The organism is Streptomyces vulcanius (assembly GCF_042653945.1).
GTDB lineage: Bacteria > Actinomycetota > Actinomycetes > Streptomycetales > Streptomycetaceae > Streptomyces > Streptomyces mangrovi.
Genome location: NZ_JBHSFK010000027.1, coordinates 129,610 through 146,719, shown reverse-complemented (window position 1 = coordinate 146,719; position 17,110 = coordinate 129,610). Strand labels below are relative to the sequence as shown.

13 protein-coding genes and 1 pseudogene are annotated in these 17,110 nt (G+C 74.3%); 6 read left to right on the top strand and 8 right to left on the bottom strand.

Annotation, left to right across the window (positions count from 1 at the left end):
• Nucleotides 1–155: 155 nt before the first annotated feature.
• On the top strand, nt 156–734 hold the full coding sequence (locus tag ACFPIH_RS34900) for a hypothetical protein (RefSeq protein WP_381181268.1): 579 nt from the start codon (nt 156–158) through the stop codon (nt 732–734).
• Nucleotides 735–775: 41 nt separating this feature from the next.
• On the opposite strand, the gene ACFPIH_RS34895 is transcribed toward ACFPIH_RS34900, so the two are convergent.
• From ACFPIH_RS34895 to ACFPIH_RS34875, 5 genes are all read right to left on the bottom strand, one after another.
• Entirely contained in the window at nt 776–5,425 is a 4,650-nt protein-coding gene (locus ACFPIH_RS34895; protein ID WP_381181270.1) for a hypothetical protein, read from the bottom strand.
• An 85-nt stretch (nt 5,426–5,510) separates the two neighbouring features.
• A complete protein-coding gene (locus ACFPIH_RS34890) occupies nt 5,511–6,389 on the bottom strand; it encodes a hypothetical protein (protein WP_381181272.1) in 879 nt (292 codons plus the stop codon).
• Between the two features lie 2 nt (nt 6,390–6,391).
• Nucleotides 6,392–6,520, bottom strand: a complete 129-nt coding sequence (locus ACFPIH_RS34885; protein ID WP_381181274.1) for a hypothetical protein — start codon at nt 6,518–6,520, stop codon at nt 6,392–6,394.
• Nucleotides 6,517–8,043 (bottom strand): hypothetical protein, encoded by a 1,527-nt coding sequence (locus tag ACFPIH_RS34880; protein WP_381181275.1) that lies wholly within the window; start codon nt 8,041–8,043, stop codon nt 6,517–6,519. The genes ACFPIH_RS34885 and ACFPIH_RS34880 overlap by 4 nt, the downstream gene beginning before the upstream one ends.
• A gap of 60 nt (nt 8,044–8,103) precedes the next feature.
• Nucleotides 8,104–8,817, bottom strand: coding sequence for a GntR family transcriptional regulator (locus ACFPIH_RS34875; protein ID WP_381181277.1), 714 nt, complete (start codon nt 8,815–8,817; stop codon nt 8,104–8,106).
• A gap of 136 nt (nt 8,818–8,953) precedes the next feature.
• On the opposite strand from ACFPIH_RS34875, the gene ACFPIH_RS34870 reads away from it, so the two are divergent.
• The 5 genes and pseudogenes from ACFPIH_RS34870 (at nt 8,954) to ACFPIH_RS34850 (ending at nt 13,613) form a co-directional block, all read left to right on the top strand.
• Entirely contained in the window at nt 8,954–10,255 is a 1,302-nt protein-coding gene (locus ACFPIH_RS34870; RefSeq protein WP_381181279.1) for an MFS transporter, read from the top strand.
• On the top strand, nt 10,252–11,082 hold the full coding sequence (locus tag ACFPIH_RS34865) for a putative hydro-lyase (RefSeq protein ID WP_381181281.1): 831 nt from the start codon (nt 10,252–10,254) through the stop codon (nt 11,080–11,082). The genes ACFPIH_RS34870 and ACFPIH_RS34865 overlap by 4 nt, the downstream gene beginning before the upstream one ends.
• Before the next feature lie 67 nt (nt 11,083–11,149).
• A complete protein-coding gene (locus ACFPIH_RS34860; RefSeq protein ID WP_381181282.1) occupies nt 11,150–11,908 on the top strand; it encodes a LamB/YcsF family protein in 759 nt (252 codons plus the stop codon).
• Nucleotides 11,909–11,964: 56 nt separating this feature from the next.
• A pseudogene (gene pxpB / locus ACFPIH_RS34855) lies at nt 11,965–12,564 on the top strand (5-oxoprolinase subunit PxpB); the annotation flags it as partial.
• A gap of 179 nt (nt 12,565–12,743) precedes the next feature.
• Complete coding sequence (locus ACFPIH_RS34850) at nt 12,744–13,613, top strand: 5-oxoprolinase subunit C family protein (RefSeq protein WP_381181284.1); 870 nt, start codon at nt 12,744–12,746, stop codon at nt 13,611–13,613.
• 10 nt (nt 13,614–13,623) lie between these two features.
• Here the strand turns inward: ACFPIH_RS34850 and ACFPIH_RS34845 are convergent, their stop codons facing one another.
• The 3 genes from ACFPIH_RS34845 to ACFPIH_RS34835 are packed head-to-tail and all read right to left on the bottom strand — an operon-like array spanning nt 13,624 to nt 16,936.
• Nucleotides 13,624–14,475 (bottom strand): SGNH/GDSL hydrolase family protein, encoded by an 852-nt coding sequence (locus tag ACFPIH_RS34845; RefSeq protein WP_381181286.1) that lies wholly within the window; start codon nt 14,473–14,475, stop codon nt 13,624–13,626.
• Complete coding sequence (locus ACFPIH_RS34840; protein ID WP_381181288.1) at nt 14,472–15,812, bottom strand: glycosyltransferase; 1,341 nt, start codon at nt 15,810–15,812, stop codon at nt 14,472–14,474. The genes ACFPIH_RS34845 and ACFPIH_RS34840 overlap by 4 nt, the downstream gene beginning before the upstream one ends.
• Nucleotides 15,809–16,936, bottom strand: coding sequence for a glycosyltransferase family 4 protein (locus ACFPIH_RS34835; protein WP_381181290.1), 1,128 nt, complete (start codon nt 16,934–16,936; stop codon nt 15,809–15,811). The genes ACFPIH_RS34840 and ACFPIH_RS34835 overlap by 4 nt, the downstream gene beginning before the upstream one ends.
• Nucleotides 16,937–17,110 lie beyond the last annotated feature (174 nt).

Sequence of the window (17,110 nt, the reverse complement as noted above, 5' to 3'; positions counted from 1 at the left end):
TCCTACTCATTGGGAAATGGGCGCGGAGTCGACCGGAGAGGTCGTTTGCCGCCCCTCGGGCGGCGTAATCCAGAGCAAGCCGGGCAGGCCACTGGGGAGCCGGGTCTTCGACCCGGAAGGAGAGCTGTCTGCCGGCGGTGGGGAGTGACAGGTTGATGGGCACGGCGGAGCGGCGCGGGGCACCCGAGAAGGGCGCCGGCGCGCGCGGAACGGCGCTACGGAGTCCCGAGCAACCGGATCGTGACATTCCGACAGCCGAACACGGGGCGTCCGACCGGTATGCGGGGGCCACGGACGGACACCCGTACGCGGGCGCTGCGGACAGACAGGGGACGCGGACGGCCCACCGGCAGCTGTGGGTCGAGGAGAGCGCGCGGCGCCGCCGGATGCCCGACCCGGTACGCACGGCGGCGGTGCGCGCGGTCCTGATCATCTCCGTGACACTCATTCAGGCGATGGTCGCGTTCCTGTGCACCCTCGCCGAGTCCTGGCTGGCCTTCCCGATGGTGATCAGCGGTGTGGTCAGCACGGTGGTGGCCACCTGGGCCGCCCTGGACGTCTGGGTGACCCGTCAGGTGTGGAACCAGCGCTACGGCGTGGTGTCGGCCCCGAGCAGCACGGCCCGTGCGCTGCGCCGCGAGCGGCGGCGCGCACGGCGTCAGGCCCGGGCCACCGAGCGGGCGCAGGAGCGGATACGCAGGCAGGGCGGGGCGGGGCAGCTGTCCCACCCGTGACGTCCCGTCAGTGAGGTTGCCGACGGGGTTCCCCGCGCCCCTCAGGGGGCGTTGGGGGCCGGCCGTTTGAACATCCGGGTCGCGGTGATCTCGCTGCGCACCGCGTCGTCCGCCTGCGGTTGCTGGGGCAGCCCGGGGCGAAGGTGTTCCTCCACGCTGATGTACTTCAGTCCCGCGCGCAGGTCGGCGTCGTTGCGCAGCCGGATGACCAGCGGGAACTCCGCGAGTGCCGTCGTGTCGAACAGGCCGGTGGTGTACAGGAGTTGCACCCCCAGCGCGTCGGACACGGCCCGCTGGAGTTCCAGCAGATAGGTCGCGTTGGCGCGGCCGATGGGGTTGTCGAGGAAGAGCGTGCCGGCATACCGGTGCTTGTCCCGGCCCCGGTCGTTGGAGCGCAGCGCCGCCATCGTGCAGTACAGGGCGATGGCCGCGGTGAGCAGCTGACCACCGGAGAACACGTCGCCCATCTGCCCCACGGGCACCCGCTCGGCGCGCAGCACGGCGTCCGGCTTGAGGATCTCGACGGCGACGCCCTTGGGCTGGAGCGCGGCGGCCACACCCCGGAGCAGCAGTGACATGCCGTCGCGCCGCAGGTCGGAGTTCTTCTTCACGGCCGCCCTGGTCGCGTCGTCGATGACCTCCCCGAGGCGTTCGGTGAGGGTGGCCTGGTCGGGCTCGTCGAAGCGGATGCGCAGGAACTCCTGCCCGGACCACTCACCGAGTCCCTCGGGCAGGCGCGACAGCCGCTGGGCCGAGCGCAGGGTGGCGAGTGCGGACTCGACGAGCCCGCGCAGCCGGTCCACGATCGAGTCGCGGTTGCGCTCCAGCTGGGCCAACTCGTCGGTCAGCACCCGCAGTCGGGGGGCGAAGGCGTCCGCCCACTTCTGGGCGTGCTCGGGCAGCGCGGAGGCCGGCAGCTCGCGGATCTGCTGCCGGGCGGGCGTACGGACCTGCTCGTAGCGTGTGGAGTTGGCGTGCCGCACGAGCACGTCACTGGCCTCGCGCACGGCGGACTCGGCGGCGGACAGATCGGCGGCGCAGCCGCGCAGTGAGCGACGGGCCTCGGCGGCCGACTGGCGGGCCTCCTCCAGGCTGCCGGGGTACGGCTCCGGGGCCTCCTGCTCCTCCTCGGTGTGCTCACGGGTCTGCTCGCGCAGCAGGTCGCGGAGCATCGCGGCGATCTCGTCGAAGCCGCCGGCCGCGTCCTCGGCGGCGCGATGGGCGTCGAGGAGTTCGGCGTGCGCCTCCCGGGCCTGGGCCAACGCCTCGGTGCGGGAGGCCAGTTCGGCGGTGGCCGTGCGCAGCAGGGCCTGGGCGTGCTCGGCGTCGCGCGGCTCGAAGTCCTCGGCCAGCTCGGTGTGGGTCTCGCCGTCCTCGGGTGCGAGCCGCTCGGTCTCGCCGCGCAGCCGCCCGAGTTGCTCGCTCGCGGTGGACATCCGGGTCTCCAGGAGTTGCACCAGCTCCTCCGCGCGGGCGGCGGCGGCCTGCCTGGAGGGCCCGTCGGAGCCGTCGGGCGACTGGAGCAGCTGCTCGGCGCGGGTGCGGACCTTGTTGCTGAAGCGGTCCAGCTCGGCGCGGGCCGCGCTCTCGTCGCTCTCCGCGCGGGCCTGCTCGGCGCGCAGGTCGGCGCCGACGCCGACCTTCTCGTACACCTGGGAGGCGGCCCGGTAGGCCTCGCGCAGGGCGGGCAGGGAGGACCTGGACGAGTCCGCGCCGTCGTCCGCGTCCTCCTCCGGTACGTCGTCGGGGGCGCCGGCGATCTCGGAGCGCTCGGCGCGCAGCGCACGCGCGGTGCGGCGGGCGTCGTCGGCGGCGCGCTGGGCGGCGCGGCGGTCCTCGTCGGCGGCGCGGGCCCGCTCCAGGCAGACCTGGGCGCGGGCCTCGGACTCGGCGGCCTCGTCGGCGAGTTCACGCAGCTTGACCTGCCAGCCCGCCCGTTCCCGCAGCCGGACGGCGAGCCCGGCGAGGGCGTCGGCGGCCCGCTGGGCCCGCTGGGCGACGGCCTGCCTCTCCTCGCGCATGTGCGCGGCCTCGGCGGCGGTCTCGTCGGCCTCCGCACGCAGGGCGCGGGCCTCGGTCAGTTCGGCCTCGGCCTCCTCGGCGAACGCCCGCGCGTCCTCGGCGGCCCGGTCCAGTTCGGCGAGCCGGCCCGCCGGGCAGCCCGTGCGCCAGGAGGCGAGCCGGGCGGCCAGCTCGCGGTCCTTGGCGAGCCGGGCGGCGAGGCGGCGGATGTCCTCGTCCCGCTCGGTCGCGCGGGCGCGCAGGGCCTGGCGTTCCTGGTCGGCGGCGTGTTCGTCGTGCATGGCCGGGTTCGGCGGCACCAGGAACACGTCGCCGTCGGCGGTGCCCTCCGCGGGGGTCGGGGCGAGCAGGGCGGCGGCCGTGCCGACCGCGACGGCCGAGCGGGGCAGCAGGGCGGCGTCGCCGAGCGCGTCACGCGCGCGTGCGTGGGAGGCGGGGTCGGTGATGATGACGCCGTCGACGAGCTCCGGGCGGGCCGCGAGCACACGTGCGTGGTCGACGGGGTCGACGGCCTGGGCGAGGTAGCGCCAGCCGGGCAGGGCGGGGATGCCGTGCTCGCCGAGGAACTCGACGGTGGCCAGCACGTCCGGGCCGGGGGGCAGCAGCCCGCCGTCGCCGAGGGCGCCGAGGATGCGGGAGTCGTCGGCGGCGGCGGTGCGCAGCTCGAAGAGCTGGCGTTCGGCGGAGGAGACGGCGTCGTCGAGGAGTTCGCGCAGGTCGTCGGCGCAGCGGTCGAGGTCTTCGGGTGTGAGCGGGGAGTCGACGGGAGCGCTGTCCTGCCGGGGCTGGGGGATCGGTCCGCGCGGGGCGTCGCCGGACGCGCCGCCGGTCAGGCCGAGCAGTTCCGCGAGGCGTTCCTCGCCCGCCAGGGCTTCGGCGAGCCGGCGCTCGGCGTCGTGGGTCTGTCGCGCCGCCGTGGCCGCGTCCGCCGCGCGGGCCGCGGTGAGTTCGGCGCGGGACTCCGCGGAGGCGGCCTCGCGGGCGTGCTCGCCGGCCCTGCGGGAGGCTTCGCGGGCGGTGTCCCAGGCGGCGACGGCCGTCTTCTCGGCGTCGCTGGCGGCGAGGGCCGCGCGGGCGGGGTCGGCGTCGGGCGCGCTGTCGTCCAGCCAGCCCGCGCGGACGGCCTCGGTGGTCTCCTGCTCGACCTCGGTGAGCCGCTGGCGCAGGTGCCCGATCTCGCTGCGGGCACGCTGTGCCTCGGTCGCGGCGGAGGTCGAGTCCCGGTGGGCGGCCTCACCGGCCTCCTGAAGGGCGGCGGAGCGCTCCTCCTCCTCGTTGGCGAGGGTCTCGGCGCGCTCGGCGGCGGCGTGCAGGGCGCGGACGAGGTCGACTGCCGCGTGGGCGCGGGCGGCGAGGGCGGGGGCGGCGTCCCGCTCGGCCTCCTGGATCGCGGCGGACACGCGCGCGATGCGGTCGGAGGCGGCACGGTGGCGCAGGACGACCTCGGCGGCCTGCCACGCGGAGTGCAGGGTGCGCGCGTCGGCGAGCTCGCGTTTCAGCGCGGCGGCGGACTTCTCGGCGGCGGCGAGTGCCAGCGAGGCGTGCCGGAAGGCGAGTTCGGCGGCGATCAGGGAGCTGCGCTCGCGGGCGCCCTCGGAGTGGGTGACGGCGTAGGCGGCGGCCGTGACGCGCTGGGCGAGGTCGGCGGCGCGCATCCGCTCCCGTACGCCGCGCGCGGTGAGCCGGCGGGCCAGGGTGCGGGTGCGGCGCTCGGCGCCGGTGTGGATGTCACGCGCGCGTGAGCGGCCCTCGGCGGCCTCGACGATCCGTCCGAGCAGGTCCACCGACCCTGCGGTGAACTCGCGTTCGGCGATCAGTTCGGCGCGTCGCCCCAGCTTGTTGCCGAAGCCGCTGACGAGGTCGGCGAGTCCGTCGGTGTCCCGGGTGTCGGTCACCGCGCGCAGCAGCAGGTCGGTGAAGTCGGAGTCCTTCTTCACCGCGAAGAGGCCTGCGGCCTCGCCCTCGTCGGCGTTCATCTCCCGCTGGTAGCGGAAGAGTTCGGGGTCGAGGCCGAGTTCGGTGAGGTGCTCGACCCAGCGGTCGTGGATCTCCTCCCAGTGCACCTCCAGGTGCGGGTACGCCTTCCCCGCGTCGGTGATGGCGTCCCGGAACCCCTTCATGGTGCGGCGGCGGCCCTGCGCCCCTGAGGCGCCCTCGACGGGCGGCCGTACGGCGGTGGACTCGGCGACGGGCAGGTTGTCCAGGCTGAGTCCGGGGCCGGGCCGGAAGGAGTACCAGGCCTCGGCGAACTTCCGGGGGTCGTTGGACACCTGGCGTCCGCGCCACTCGCTGGCCTTGCCGACGACGACGCACTCGCCGGTCAGCACGTGCTGCCACTCCAGTGCCACGTGCCCGCAGTCGTCGGCGAGCAGGAACTTGCGCAGCACACCGGAGCTGGCGCCGCCGAGGGTGTTGCGATGCCCCGGCAGCATCACCGAGAAGATCAGCTTGAGCAGGACGGACTTGCCGCCGCCGTTCTCCAGGAAGAGCACGCCGGCGGGCGCGGGGCGGCGCGGCGGGCCGACGGGCTCCTCCTCGAAGAACTCCGCCTGCGTGGGGGCGGGGTCGGGCACGACGTCACCGACGCCCCGCAGGTCAAGCACGGTGTCGGCGTAGCGCGCACCGGCGGGTCCGATGGAGTAGAGACGGACCCGGGACAGCTCGTACATGGCGGACTCTCGTAAGTCTTCGGCAGATCAGGGGTTCAGGCACCGTAAAGGCGCCGCAAGTTGCTTCAAGGCACTTCGAGGCGCCTCAGGAGTGGAAGGGCAGCCCCGCGTCGGCCACCAGCTCCAGGTCGTCGCTCTCCTCCGGGGGCAGCAGCGTCGGTGTGCCGTCGGTGACCGGTACGACGCCCAGCTCCAGCAGCTCGGCCAGGGCGGCGCTGCCCGCCATGTCCCGGACCTGGAGCTGGTAGCGGGCGGTCGTCCGGAACGTGCCGCCGTTGTCGTCGCCGGTGCGCTGGAGGAAGCCGGAGTCGGTGAGGAAGGCGACGGCCTTGCCGACGATGCCGGTGGTCGAGCCGGCGAGTCTGCGGGCGTCCTTGGTGGCGCCGGTGGAGCTGCGTCTGACCCAGATCCGCCAGGCGGTCTCCAGGCCGGGCGCGTCGGTGGCCGGGTCGGTGTTCTCGCCCTGGTCCTGTGCCCGCTCCTCCAGCCGGCGGCAGGCCTGGCGCACGAAGGCGTCGACGCCGTTGACGCTGACCCGACCGATGTATCCGTCGTCGGCGAGGTCCTCGGGGCGCGGGAACGCCATCGCTGCGACGGCGAGGTGGGCGAGCCCGTGCAGGAAGCGGTCGCCTCCGTCGGCGGACGTACGACGCGCGTAGTCCCCCATCCGGACGGCGAACACCGAGTCCTCGGCGGCGGTCACGGCCATCCCCGCGCGCGGGGACACCTCCAGCACGATCAGCCCGAGCCCGGCGGCGACGGCGTCGGCGAGCCGCGCGAACGCCGGGTCCTCGCGGTGGCGGCGCAGCAGCTCGGCGTACTCCTGGTCGCGCGCGGGCTGGAGCTTGGGCTGGAGCCCGAAGGCGACGAGCCGCGCCGCGTCGGCGGCGTCGGCGGGGGTGACGGGGGCGTTCACCGCGGGGGCGGGGGCCTCCGGTTCACTCCGGTCGACGTGCTCGGTCACGGTCACCACTCCTTGTTCTCGCCAATGGGGGTGAGGGCGGCTCCCTCGGGGCGCGGGGCTGCGTCACTGTGCGGCTTCGCCGCGTGGGCGCGACCGGCCACCAGCGGCCCACAGCCGGAGTACGACGTCACGCCGCCTCCGTCCGGTCCGCAGCCATCCCCGCCGCGTCCAGCAGCGCGGTGCCGACTATCAGGTCGGCGCCGCCGAACTCGGGGTCGTCCAGTTCGGTGCCGTCGTCCACGGCGAACAGCAGTTTCCCCTCGCCCTGCCGGTAGGCCGTGCCGACCGCCGGGCTGGCGGCGTGCACGGCCAGCAGGGCGACCAGGTAGGGCAGGTCGGGATCGGAGCGCCGGGCCTCGGCCAGCAGCCCCGACAGTCTCCGCGGCGCGTCGGCCGGCAGGTCGAGCAGCTCCATCGCGGCGGCCAGCTGCTCCTCGCTGAAGCGGCTGTCGTCGGGGGTGGCGATGAGGTCCGGCTCGGGCATCTCCGCCCCGAGGTGCTCGCGCTCCACCGGCGGCGTCAGCAGCAGGTCGACGAGGTCACCGACCCGCACGGACGCCGGTGTGCGCAGGCCGGTACCGCGCGCGAAGAAGGCGTCGGTGACCCGGACCGCCTGCTCCAGCGGCAGCGGGAGGACGGGTGCGACGAGATGACCGTAGAGGTCGATCCCGGACGAGGTCATGGGTGTGGCGAAGGCCTGCCGGTCCTGCTCGGCGCGGAACAGCGGGCCGGCCTCCAGCAGCCGGGACTGCAGCTGGGTGTGGCGGCGGATGCAGTCCTTGACGATGTCGACGAGTTCGGCGGCGCGCCGCTTGTTCTCGGCGTCCTCGATCTCGTCGCGGGCCCGGCGGATGTTGGTGAGGATCGCGTTCTCGTGGCGGTAGCGGTCGGCGACGTGGTCGAGGGCCTCGGCGATCATGTCGGGCACGGTGCTGAGCCAGTCCACCGCGCGGACGTTGCGCCGGGTGGCGTCCAGGACCCTGCGGAGGGTCTCCGAGTACTGCACGGTGCGGTAGCGCGCCTGCTCGGCGGCGAGCTGGGCGTCGGCGAGACGGCCGCGCCGGATGAGGACCTCCAGCTTGACCTCGGCGGCGATCTGGGCGCTGGTGACGTCGGTGTCGAGGGCGCCGACCAGGACGTTGACCGCCTCGTCGGTGGTCCGCAGGTAGACCGCGCCGCCGTAGCCGGGGACCTCCTCGATCAGCTTGAAGTCGTAGTCGCGGCGCACATAGGTGCCGTCCGCGGCGAACGTGCCGTATACGGCGCGGAAGCCGCGGTCGACGCTGCCGACGTTGATCAGGTTCTCCAGGACCCAGCGGGCCACGCGCTCGTGCTCGGCGACGGGCCGCCGGGGTGCCTGGGCGGCGATGCGTGGGAGGAGCCTGGCCACTATCTGGTCGTGGTCGGCGCCGGTGTCGAAGTCCATGTTCAGGGTGACGAGGTCGATGGCGGCGAGGGCGATCTCCGCCATGCCGTACACCGAGTACTCACCGGCGAGGTTGGCCTTGCGCGCGTCGAGGTCGTGGATGGGCGCGGTGCAGGCGAGCGCGCGCAGCCGCCGCGCCAGCCCCTCGTCGGCGGCCGGGCCCGGAGCCGGGCGCGGTCCCGCGCTGAGCTGGGGCGGAACACGGTCCGTCGATGCAGGCGAAGTCACGGTGCACAGACTAGGTCCTCGGTCTGACATCGACCCAAACGACAGAAACCGTGCGGGTTCTCAGCCCTCGGTCGTGCCCGCCGCCCCTTCCCCGACCCGTCGCCGGTACACCTCGACGACCCGTTCCAGCGAGTCCTGGAGGTAGGTCTCGAGCAGTCTCTCCGCCTCGCGCCGGTCGTCGGCCTCCAGGGCCTGGAGGATCTGGCGGTTGCGCATGAGGTACGGCTCGTGCAGCTTCCGGGGGTCGTCGACCATGTGGAAGGCGAGACGCAGTTCGGCGAAGACGCTGCGCATCAGCTCGTTGGTGCGGTCGCTTCCGGCCAGGGCGACCAGATCCCGGTGGAAGTGGATGTTGGCGGTACCCACCGCTTTCCAGTCATTCTCCACGGCGGCCACCTGCCCCTCGGTGACGGCCGCCCGCAGCCGTTCCAGGGCGTACGGCGGTTCCCCCAGCCCCCGTACGACGGCGCACTCGACGAGCGCGCGCGTGCGGTAGATGTCCTCGACGTCCTCGACGGTCAGGACCCGGACGAACACGCCCCGGTTCAGCTCGTGGACCAGCAGGCGCTCATGGGTGAGCAGCCGGAACGCCTCGCGGAGGGTGTTGCGGGAGACGCCGAGAGCACCGCCGATGGCGTCTTCCGACAGACGTGTTCCGGGTGGGAAGAATCCGTCGGCGATCCGGCTCCTGAGGATGTCCGAAACCCGTTCGGCCGTACTGGTGCGCCCGAGGAGGGCGCGGTCGTCGGCCAGTCCCGTCAGCTGCTCTGCCATGCCGGAATTCAACCGCAGAACACGAGAACGAAACAACATGGGTATTGAAGGATCGTTCAACGATCCTCTACCTTCAGCTCAACGGCACTGCACTGCTCACTCCCCGCACCCTCCGTCCTCCCTCTGCGAGGTGCCCATGAGCACGACCCCTCCATCACGGACCCCGACCGCCGCCCCACGGTCCGCCGCCGTCGAACACTCCCCCGAGGACGGGGCGTTCGCCTGGCTGCGCGCCCTCGGCCCGCGCGGCCGTCGCGCCTTCGCCGGCGCGTTCGGCGGCTACGCGCTCGACTCGTACGACTACTTCACGCTGCCGCTGAGCATGGTCGCGCTGGCGGCGTACTTCGGCCTGGACAGCGGCCAGACCGGGCTCTTCACCACCGTCACGCTCGTCGTCTCCGCGATCGGCGGCGCCGTCGCGGGCGTGGTGGCCGACCGGATCGGCCGGGTGAAGGCGCTGATGATCACGGTGATCACGTACGCCGTCTTCACCGTGGCGTGCGGCTTCGCGCCGAACTACGAGACCCTGCTGGTCTTCCGCGCCTTGCAGGGGCTCGGCTTCGGCGGCGAGTGGGCGGTCGGCGCGATCCTGGTCGCCGAGTACGCGAGCCCGAAGCACCGGGGCCGCACCCTGGGCGCGGTCCAGAGCTCCTGGGCCGTCGGCTGGGGCCTCGCCGCGCTCGTGTACACGCTGGTCTTCTCGTTCTTCGGCGACGACCTGGCCTGGCGCGTGATGTTCTGGACGGGTGCCCTGCCCGCCGTACTCGTGGTGTGGATGCGCCGCCGGGTGAAGGACGCGCCGGAGGCCACGGCCGTCCGTGAGCGGAGCGACCGGAAGGGCTCGTTCACGGCGATCTTCAAGGGCCCGCTGCTGCGGACGACGGTGTTCGCCGGGCTGCTGTCCACCGGTGTCCAGGGCGGCTACTACACGCTGGCGACGTGGGTGCCGACGTATCTGAAGTCCGACCGCGGACTGTCGGTGGTCGGCACGGGCGGCTATCTGTCGTTCCTGATCTCGGGCGCGTTCCTCGGCTACCTGACCGGCGGCTATCTCACCGACCGGCTGGGCCGGCGGCGCAACATCTGGCTGTTCGCCCTGCTGTCGGCGATCTGCATCCTGGCGTACGCGAACATCCCCGACGGCGCCAACACCCTGCTCCTGGTACTGGGCTTCCCGCTCGGGTTCTGCATGTCGGCGATCTTCAGCGGCTTCGGGTCCTTCCTGAGCGAGCTGTACCCGACGGCCGTACGCGGCACGGGACAGGGCTTCACCTACAACACCGGGCGCGCCGTGGGCGCCGTCTTCCCCACCACGGTCGGCTTCCTCGCCGACAGTTGGGGCGTGGGCGGCGCGCTGGTCTTCGGCGCGATCGGCTACGGAATCGCCGCCCTGGCGCTGCTGGGGCTGCCGGAGACGCGTGGCAAGGAGCTCGAGTGAACCGGCCGGCCCCCACCGAAGACCGTCCGCTGACCCTGGTCGAGGAGCACGCGCACGCGTGGAGCCCCGCCGGCGCCCGGGCCCGCTTCCGCGAGGGCCTCGCGGGCCCCACGGCGGGGGTGGCGGCGGGCCACACCCAGGTCAACCTGATCTCGGTGCCCGCCGACTGGGCGTACGACATGCTGCTGTTCTGCCAGCGCAATCCGAAACCGTGTCCGGTTCTCGACGTCACCGACGCGGGTTCCTGGACGACCGTGCTGGCCGAGGGCGCGGACCTGCGCACCGATCTGCCGCGCTACCGGGTGTGGGAGAACGGCGAGCTGGTGGCCGAGCCGACGGACGTGCGCGCGTACTGGCGAGAGGACCTGGTGTCGTTCCTGATCGGCTGCAGCTTCACCTTCGAGTGGGCGCTGGCCGGGGCGGGCGTCCCGATCCGGCACATCGAGCAGGGGCGGAACGTCCCGATGTACGTGACGAACCGTCAGTGCCGGCCGGCGGGGCGGCTGCACGGTCCGATGGTGGTGTCGATGCGTCCGGTGCCGCCGGAACATCTGGCCGCCGCCATCCGGGAGAGCAGTCTGCTTCCGGCGGTGCACGGCAGTCCCGTGCACTGCGGCGATCCCTCGGGACTGGGCATCGGGGACCTCGACCGGCCCGACTTCGGCGACCGGGTGGCCGTCGAGCCGGACGACATCCCGGTGTTCTGGGCCTGCGGTGTGACCCCGCAGGCCGCGGTGATGGCCTCGCGCCCGCCGTTCGCCCTGACCCACGCCCCGGGCCAGATGTTCCTCACCGACGCCCGCGACGAGCAGTACCGCCTGGCCTAGTGCGACCGTGCCCGGCGGAAAGCGGAAAATGGCCCTCAACGGCCCCGGAAGGAGACTCGGAAGATCCATGACCGTGATCGATCTGAACGCCGACCTCGGTGAGGGCTTCGGCCGCTGGCAGCTCACCGACGACGAGCGACTGCTGTCCGTCGTCACCAGTGCCAACGTGGCCTGCGGCTTCCATGCCGGGGACCCGGCCACCATGCGGCGGGTGTGCGAGCTGGCGGCCGAGCGGGGCGTGACGATCGGCGCGCAGGTCTCCTACCGGGACCTCGCGGGGTTCGGGCGGCGCGCCATGGACGTGCCGCCCGCCGAACTGGCCGCCGAGGTGGCCTACCAGATCGGCGCCCTGGAGGTCTTCGCCCGGGCGGCGGGCGCGCGGGTGGCGTACGTCAAGCCGCACGGCGCGCTCTACAACCGGGTCGTGCACGACGCGGAGCAGGCCGCCGCGGTGGTCGACGGGGTATGCCTCGCCGACGCCGCGCTGCCCGTGCTGGGGCTGCCCGGCTCGCGGCTGCTGGACCTGGCCGACGCGGCCGGTCTGCCGACCGTCACGGAGGCCTTCGCGGACCGTGCGTACACCGAGCAGGGGACGCTGGTGCCGCGCGGGCAGGCCGGGGCCGTGCTCACCGACCCCGACGCCGTCGTGGAGCGGTCGCTGAGCCTTGCGCTCTCCGGCACGGTCGTCTCGCACGGCGGGGCCTCGGTCGCGGTACGCGCGCGTTCCCTGTGCCTGCACGGCGACACGCCCGGCGCGGTCGACCTGGCCCGCCGGGTGCGGCACCGCCTGGAGGAATCCGGCGTGCGGCTGGAGGCCTTCGCATGAGCATGAGCGCGAGGACGAGCGTGGGCGAGGGCGGGGGCGGGGGCGGGGGCGCGAGTTTGCGCGTCCTGCCCGTCGGCGACGACGCCCTGCTCGTCGAGGTGGCCTCGGGCGCCGCGGCCGAGGCCCTGCACGCGGAACTGCTGCGCCGTCGCGCCGCCGGACTCCTGACGGTCCGCGAGATCGTCCCGGCGGCCCGCACGGTGCTCCTGGACGGCGTGGACGATCCGGCCCGTTCGATTTCCGAACTGACCACGGCGGACATCCCGCCCGCTCCCCCGCCCGCGCGCGAGGTGATCGAGATCCCGGTGCGTTACGACGGCCCCGACCTCGCCGACGTCGCGGCCCACTGGGGCGTCTCCGAGGGGGAGGTGGCCCGTATCCACTCGGACACCGAGTTCCGGGTGGCCTTCTGTGGGTTCGCGCCCGGCTTCGGGTACCTCACCGGGCTGCCCGCGCGCTACGACGTCCCGCGCCGGGCCACCCCGCGCACCGCCGTCCCGGCGGGGTCGGTGGCGCTGGCGGGGCCGTACACGGGCGTGTACCCGCGTGCGTCGCCCGGGGGCTGGCAGCTGATCGGCCGGACGGACGCCGTGCTGTGGGACCCGGCGCGCGAACCGGCCGCGCTGCTGTCGCCGGGCACACGCGTGCGTTTCGTCGCGACCGGGTCGACGAATGCGACGGACACGGCCGGACCGACAGATGCCACGAGCACGGCCGGACCGACGGACGCCACAGACACGACCGAACCGGCAGGACCGGCAGGACCGGCCGGACCGACCGGCCAGCCGACAGGGCCGACACACGCCACGAACGCGACCCGGCCAGCGGAGACCGCGTGACCGACCGCGCTCTCTTCGTCGTCCGCGCCGGGGCGCTCACCACCGTCCAGGACCGGGGTCGCCCGGGGTACGCCCACCTCGGCGTGCCCCGCTCCGGTGCGCTGGACGCCCCGGCCGCGGCCCTGGTCAACCGGCTCGTCGGCAATCCGCCCGAGGCGGCCGTCCTGGAGACCACCGTCAACGGCTGTGCCCTGCGCCCCGGCTGCACGGTCACCGTGGCCGTCGGGGGCGCCCCCTGCGCGGTCACCGTGGACGGGCGTCCGGCCGCCTGGGGCGCTCCGGTGCGCGTGCCGACGGGAGCGGTGCTGGAGGTCGGGGCGGCCGTCTCCGGACTGCGCGGCTATGTCGCGGTGTCCGGCGGCATCGCCGTGGAACCCGTCCTCGACAGCCGCTCCACCGACCTGCTCTCGGGCCTCGGCCCCGCACCTCTCACCAAGGGCACGGTGCTGCCGCTGGGCCCCGAACCCGCGCAGCACACACGCGTGGACATCGCCCCGCAGCCCGCTCCGCCGGCCGAACTGGTCCTGCGGATCACGCTCGGCCCACGCGACGGCTGGTTCACGCCGGAAGCCATGCGGGCGTTCACCACGCGCGCGTACCGGGTGTCGCCGGCGAGCAACCGCATCGGGCTGCGCACCGAGGGGCCCGCCCTGGAGCGGGCGGTGACCGGGGAGCTGCCCAGCGAGGGGATGGTCCTGGGCGCCGTACAGGTGCCGCCGGACGGCCGGCCCGTCGTGTTCCTGGCCGACCATCCGACCACCGGGGGCTACCCGGTGATCGGGGTCGTCCGGGCGACCGACCTCCCGGCCGCCGCCCAGGCGGTCCCGGGCACACCGGTGCGCTTCGTGGCCGTACGGCGGTGGTGAGCCCCGCGCACTAGGCGACGTCCGGCCGGCGTTCCGAGGCGGACAGCGCGGCGAGTGCCGCGGAGACCGCCGCGGAGGCCCGCAGGTCGAGCCTGGCGCTCGTCCCGCGGGCACGGTGGCGCATCTCGTCCGCGGCGAGCCTGAGCAGTTGCGGCAGCAGGTCGGTGCACCGGCGGGCCACCCAGCCGGTGCCCGCGGTCGCCAGCCACAACAGGCTCGCCGAGGTCGTGGGGGCGGGGAACTGCGGCTCGGGCGAGGGCGCGGGCCCGGTCGCCCACCCCATGGGCATGAGCAGTTCGTGGAACCGCACGGCCAGTTGCCGGTGCCCCCGCTCGCCCGGATGGAGCCGGTCCGCGCTCCACATCTCGCGGTCCATCAGCCAGGCGCCCTCGGCCGCGTGCAGGTGGGCGGCCCCGTACCGCTCGGACAGCGCGTGGACGACGGTGTTGACGGCCCGCTGCCGCCGGGCCAGCGGACGGGCGAGGGCGCCGGGCAGACCGAGCATGGCGCCCGGGTCGGGCAGGCACGCGGTGAGCAGCACCGCGCCCTGCTCGGCGAAGGCGGCGAACACGGTGTCGAGCCGGGCGGCGACGGCGTGGATGTCGAAGGTGCAGCGCAGGGTGTCGTTGACGCCCACGACGACGGAGACCACGTCGGGTCGCAGGGCCAGCGCGGCCGGGAGCTGCCGCTCCAGCACGTCCCGTGTCTGTGCCCCGCTGACCGCGAGGTTGGTGAAGTCCACCGGTTCCTCGGCGAGCCCGCCGGCGAGCAGCGCGGCCCAGCCGCGCCACCCGTCTTCCGTCGGATCGCCGACCCCCTCGGTGAGGGAGTCCCCGAGCGCGACGAAACGGACGCTTCTCATCCGAGGCCTCCGGCGGCGAAGGGACGTGCCAGTACCGTCGCTACGCCCGCGTCAGAACGCTCCCGTCCCGTCGAACCGTTCACGTCAGGACGCTCCGGTCCCGACGCGTCGCCCGCGCCGGGAGCGCCCGTACCCGAACGACCGACCGCCAGGGGCCGGGCCGGCACCGTCGCGTCGTGCGCCGCGAGGAACGCCTCGACGGCCGTCCCCCACCCGAAGCACTCCGCACGCGCGCGTGCCTCTTCCCGGCGCTCCGCCTCGGAACGCTCCAGAAGGCTCTCGACGGCGTCCGCGAAGGCGGCGCCCGTGTCGGCCGCGACGGCTCCCGCCGCCCCGATCACCTCGGGCAGGGCCGAGGAGGCGCTGACGACCACCGGCGAGCCGCAGGCCATGGCCTCCAGCGCGGCCAGCCCGAAGGTCTCCGCGGGCCCGGGAGCCAGGCACACGTCGGCGGACGCCTGCAGCGCGCCCAGGGCGTCCCGGTCCCGGACGTGTCCGAGGAAGGTGACCGGCAGCCCCCGGTCCCGGGCTCGCTGCTCCAGCCGGGCCCGCAGCGGCCCGTCCCCGGCGATCACCAGGACCGCCGGGACACCTCGTCCGACCAGCGCCTCCAGTGCGTCCAGTGCGGTACTGGGCCGCTTCTCCACGGACAGCCGGGTGCACGTGACCAGCAGCACCTCGTGCTCACGCGCGTACCGTGCCCGCACGGCCGCGTCGTACAGGGCGGGGTGCCGCTCGACGAGGTCGACGCCGAGCGGCGCCCGCACCACGTTGCGCGCCCCGATCCGCACGAACTCGCGCTCGGCGAACTCGGTGGTGCACACCACGCGCGCGTAGGTGTGTGCCGTGCGGATGTTGAGCGCGTCGGCGGCCCGCCGGGCGGCGTTCTCCGGCACGCCCCAGGTGCGCAGTACGCCGTCGGCGGTCTCGTGGGAGACCATCACGGCGGGGACCCGGGCGCGTCGCGCCCACTTGCCGGTCCAGCGCAGGGTCGTACGGTCGGAGACCTCCAGGCGGTCGGGCGCGAGGTCCTCGAGGAGGTCCGCGACGCGCCGCTTGTCGGTGAGGACGCGGTAGCCGCCGGTGCCGGGCAGCAGCGGCCCGGGCAGGGTGATCACGCGGCCCTGCTCGGTCTCGTGGTCGCTCGCGTGCTCGCCGGGCACGATGAGGACCGACTCGTGGCCCGCGGCCTGGTAGCCCTTGCCGAGTTCGCGCAGCGCGGTGCGCAGCCCGCCCGAGGCCGGGGCGACGAAGTTCGCGAGGCGCACGATCCGCAGCGGCCCTACCGCGGCGGTCGCGAACGTCCCGCCCCTCCTGCCGGGTGCCGAGGCGCTCATGCCGCCATCACCAGCCGGCGGGCCGCGAGCACGTCGCCGTAGTGCCCGATGAGCTGGTCGCCGACGGCGGCCCAGGTGCGTCCCTCGACCATGTCGCGCGCGGTCGCGCCGTACGCCTTCCGCAGGGCGGGGTCGGCGGCCAGGGCGCCGACGGCGTCCCGTACGGCGGCGGTGTCGCGCGGCGGGACGAGCAGGCCGGTGCGGCCGTGGGCGACGAGGTCCAGGGGACCGCCGGCGGCGGGCGCGACGACCGGGACCCCGCTGGCCATGGCCTCCTGGACGGTCTGGCAGAACGTCTCGAAGGGGCCGGTGTGCGCGAAGACGTCGAGCGAGGCGAAGATCCGGGCGAGGTCGTCGCCGGTGCGCCGGCCGAGGAAGACGGCGCCGGGCAGGGCCTCGTCCAGGTGGGGGCGGCTGGGGCCGTCGCCGACCACCACGACCCGTACACCGGGCAGACCGCAGGCCCCGGCGAGCAGTTCGATCTGCTTCTCGGGGGCGAGGCGGCCGACGTAGCCGACGATCACCTCGCCGTTCGGGGCGAGTTCGCGGCGTAGCGCTTCGTCGCGGAGTTCGGGGCGGAAGCGGTCGGTGTCCACGCCCCGGGCCCACAGTTTGACCCGGGGGATCCCGTGGGTCTCCAGGTCGTGCCGGGCGGCGGTGGAGGGGGCGAGTGTGAGGTCGGCGGCGGCGTGCACGGAGCGGATGCGGCGCCAGGCCGCCGCCTCGCCGGCGTGCACATAGGTGCGGGCGTATCCGGCCAGGTCGGTCTGGTAGACGGCGACGGCGGGGATACCGAGCCGGGCGGCGGCGGCCATACCGCGTACGCCGAGGATGAACGGGCTGGCCAGGTGGACCATGTCGGCCTGGTGTTCGACGATGGCCGCGGCGACGCGTCGGCTGGGGAGGGCGACGCGTACCTGGGGGTAGCCGGGGAGCGGGAGGGAGGGGACACGGACGACGGGGCACGGCGCGGAGGCGTCGGGCCCGGTACCGGCGGCGGTGGCCGGTGCGACGACGAGCGGGAGGTGACCGCGATCTACGAGGTGCCGGGCGGTCTGGAGCGCGCAGTGGGCCACGCCGTTCACGTCGGGGGGAAAGGATTCGGTCACGATGACGACACGCATACGGGTGTTCTCGCCGCTCTGGACGTGGCCGCGTCAACGTGGATCTTTCCGGACGACAAACGTCCTGTGAGCGTTGCGCTGCGCCCGCGACGCCCGGCCGATACCCGCCCGCGCAGGTCAGGCGGTGTCCATGCGCAACTGACCCACGAGTCACTTCGTGTTCACCGGCCGGGC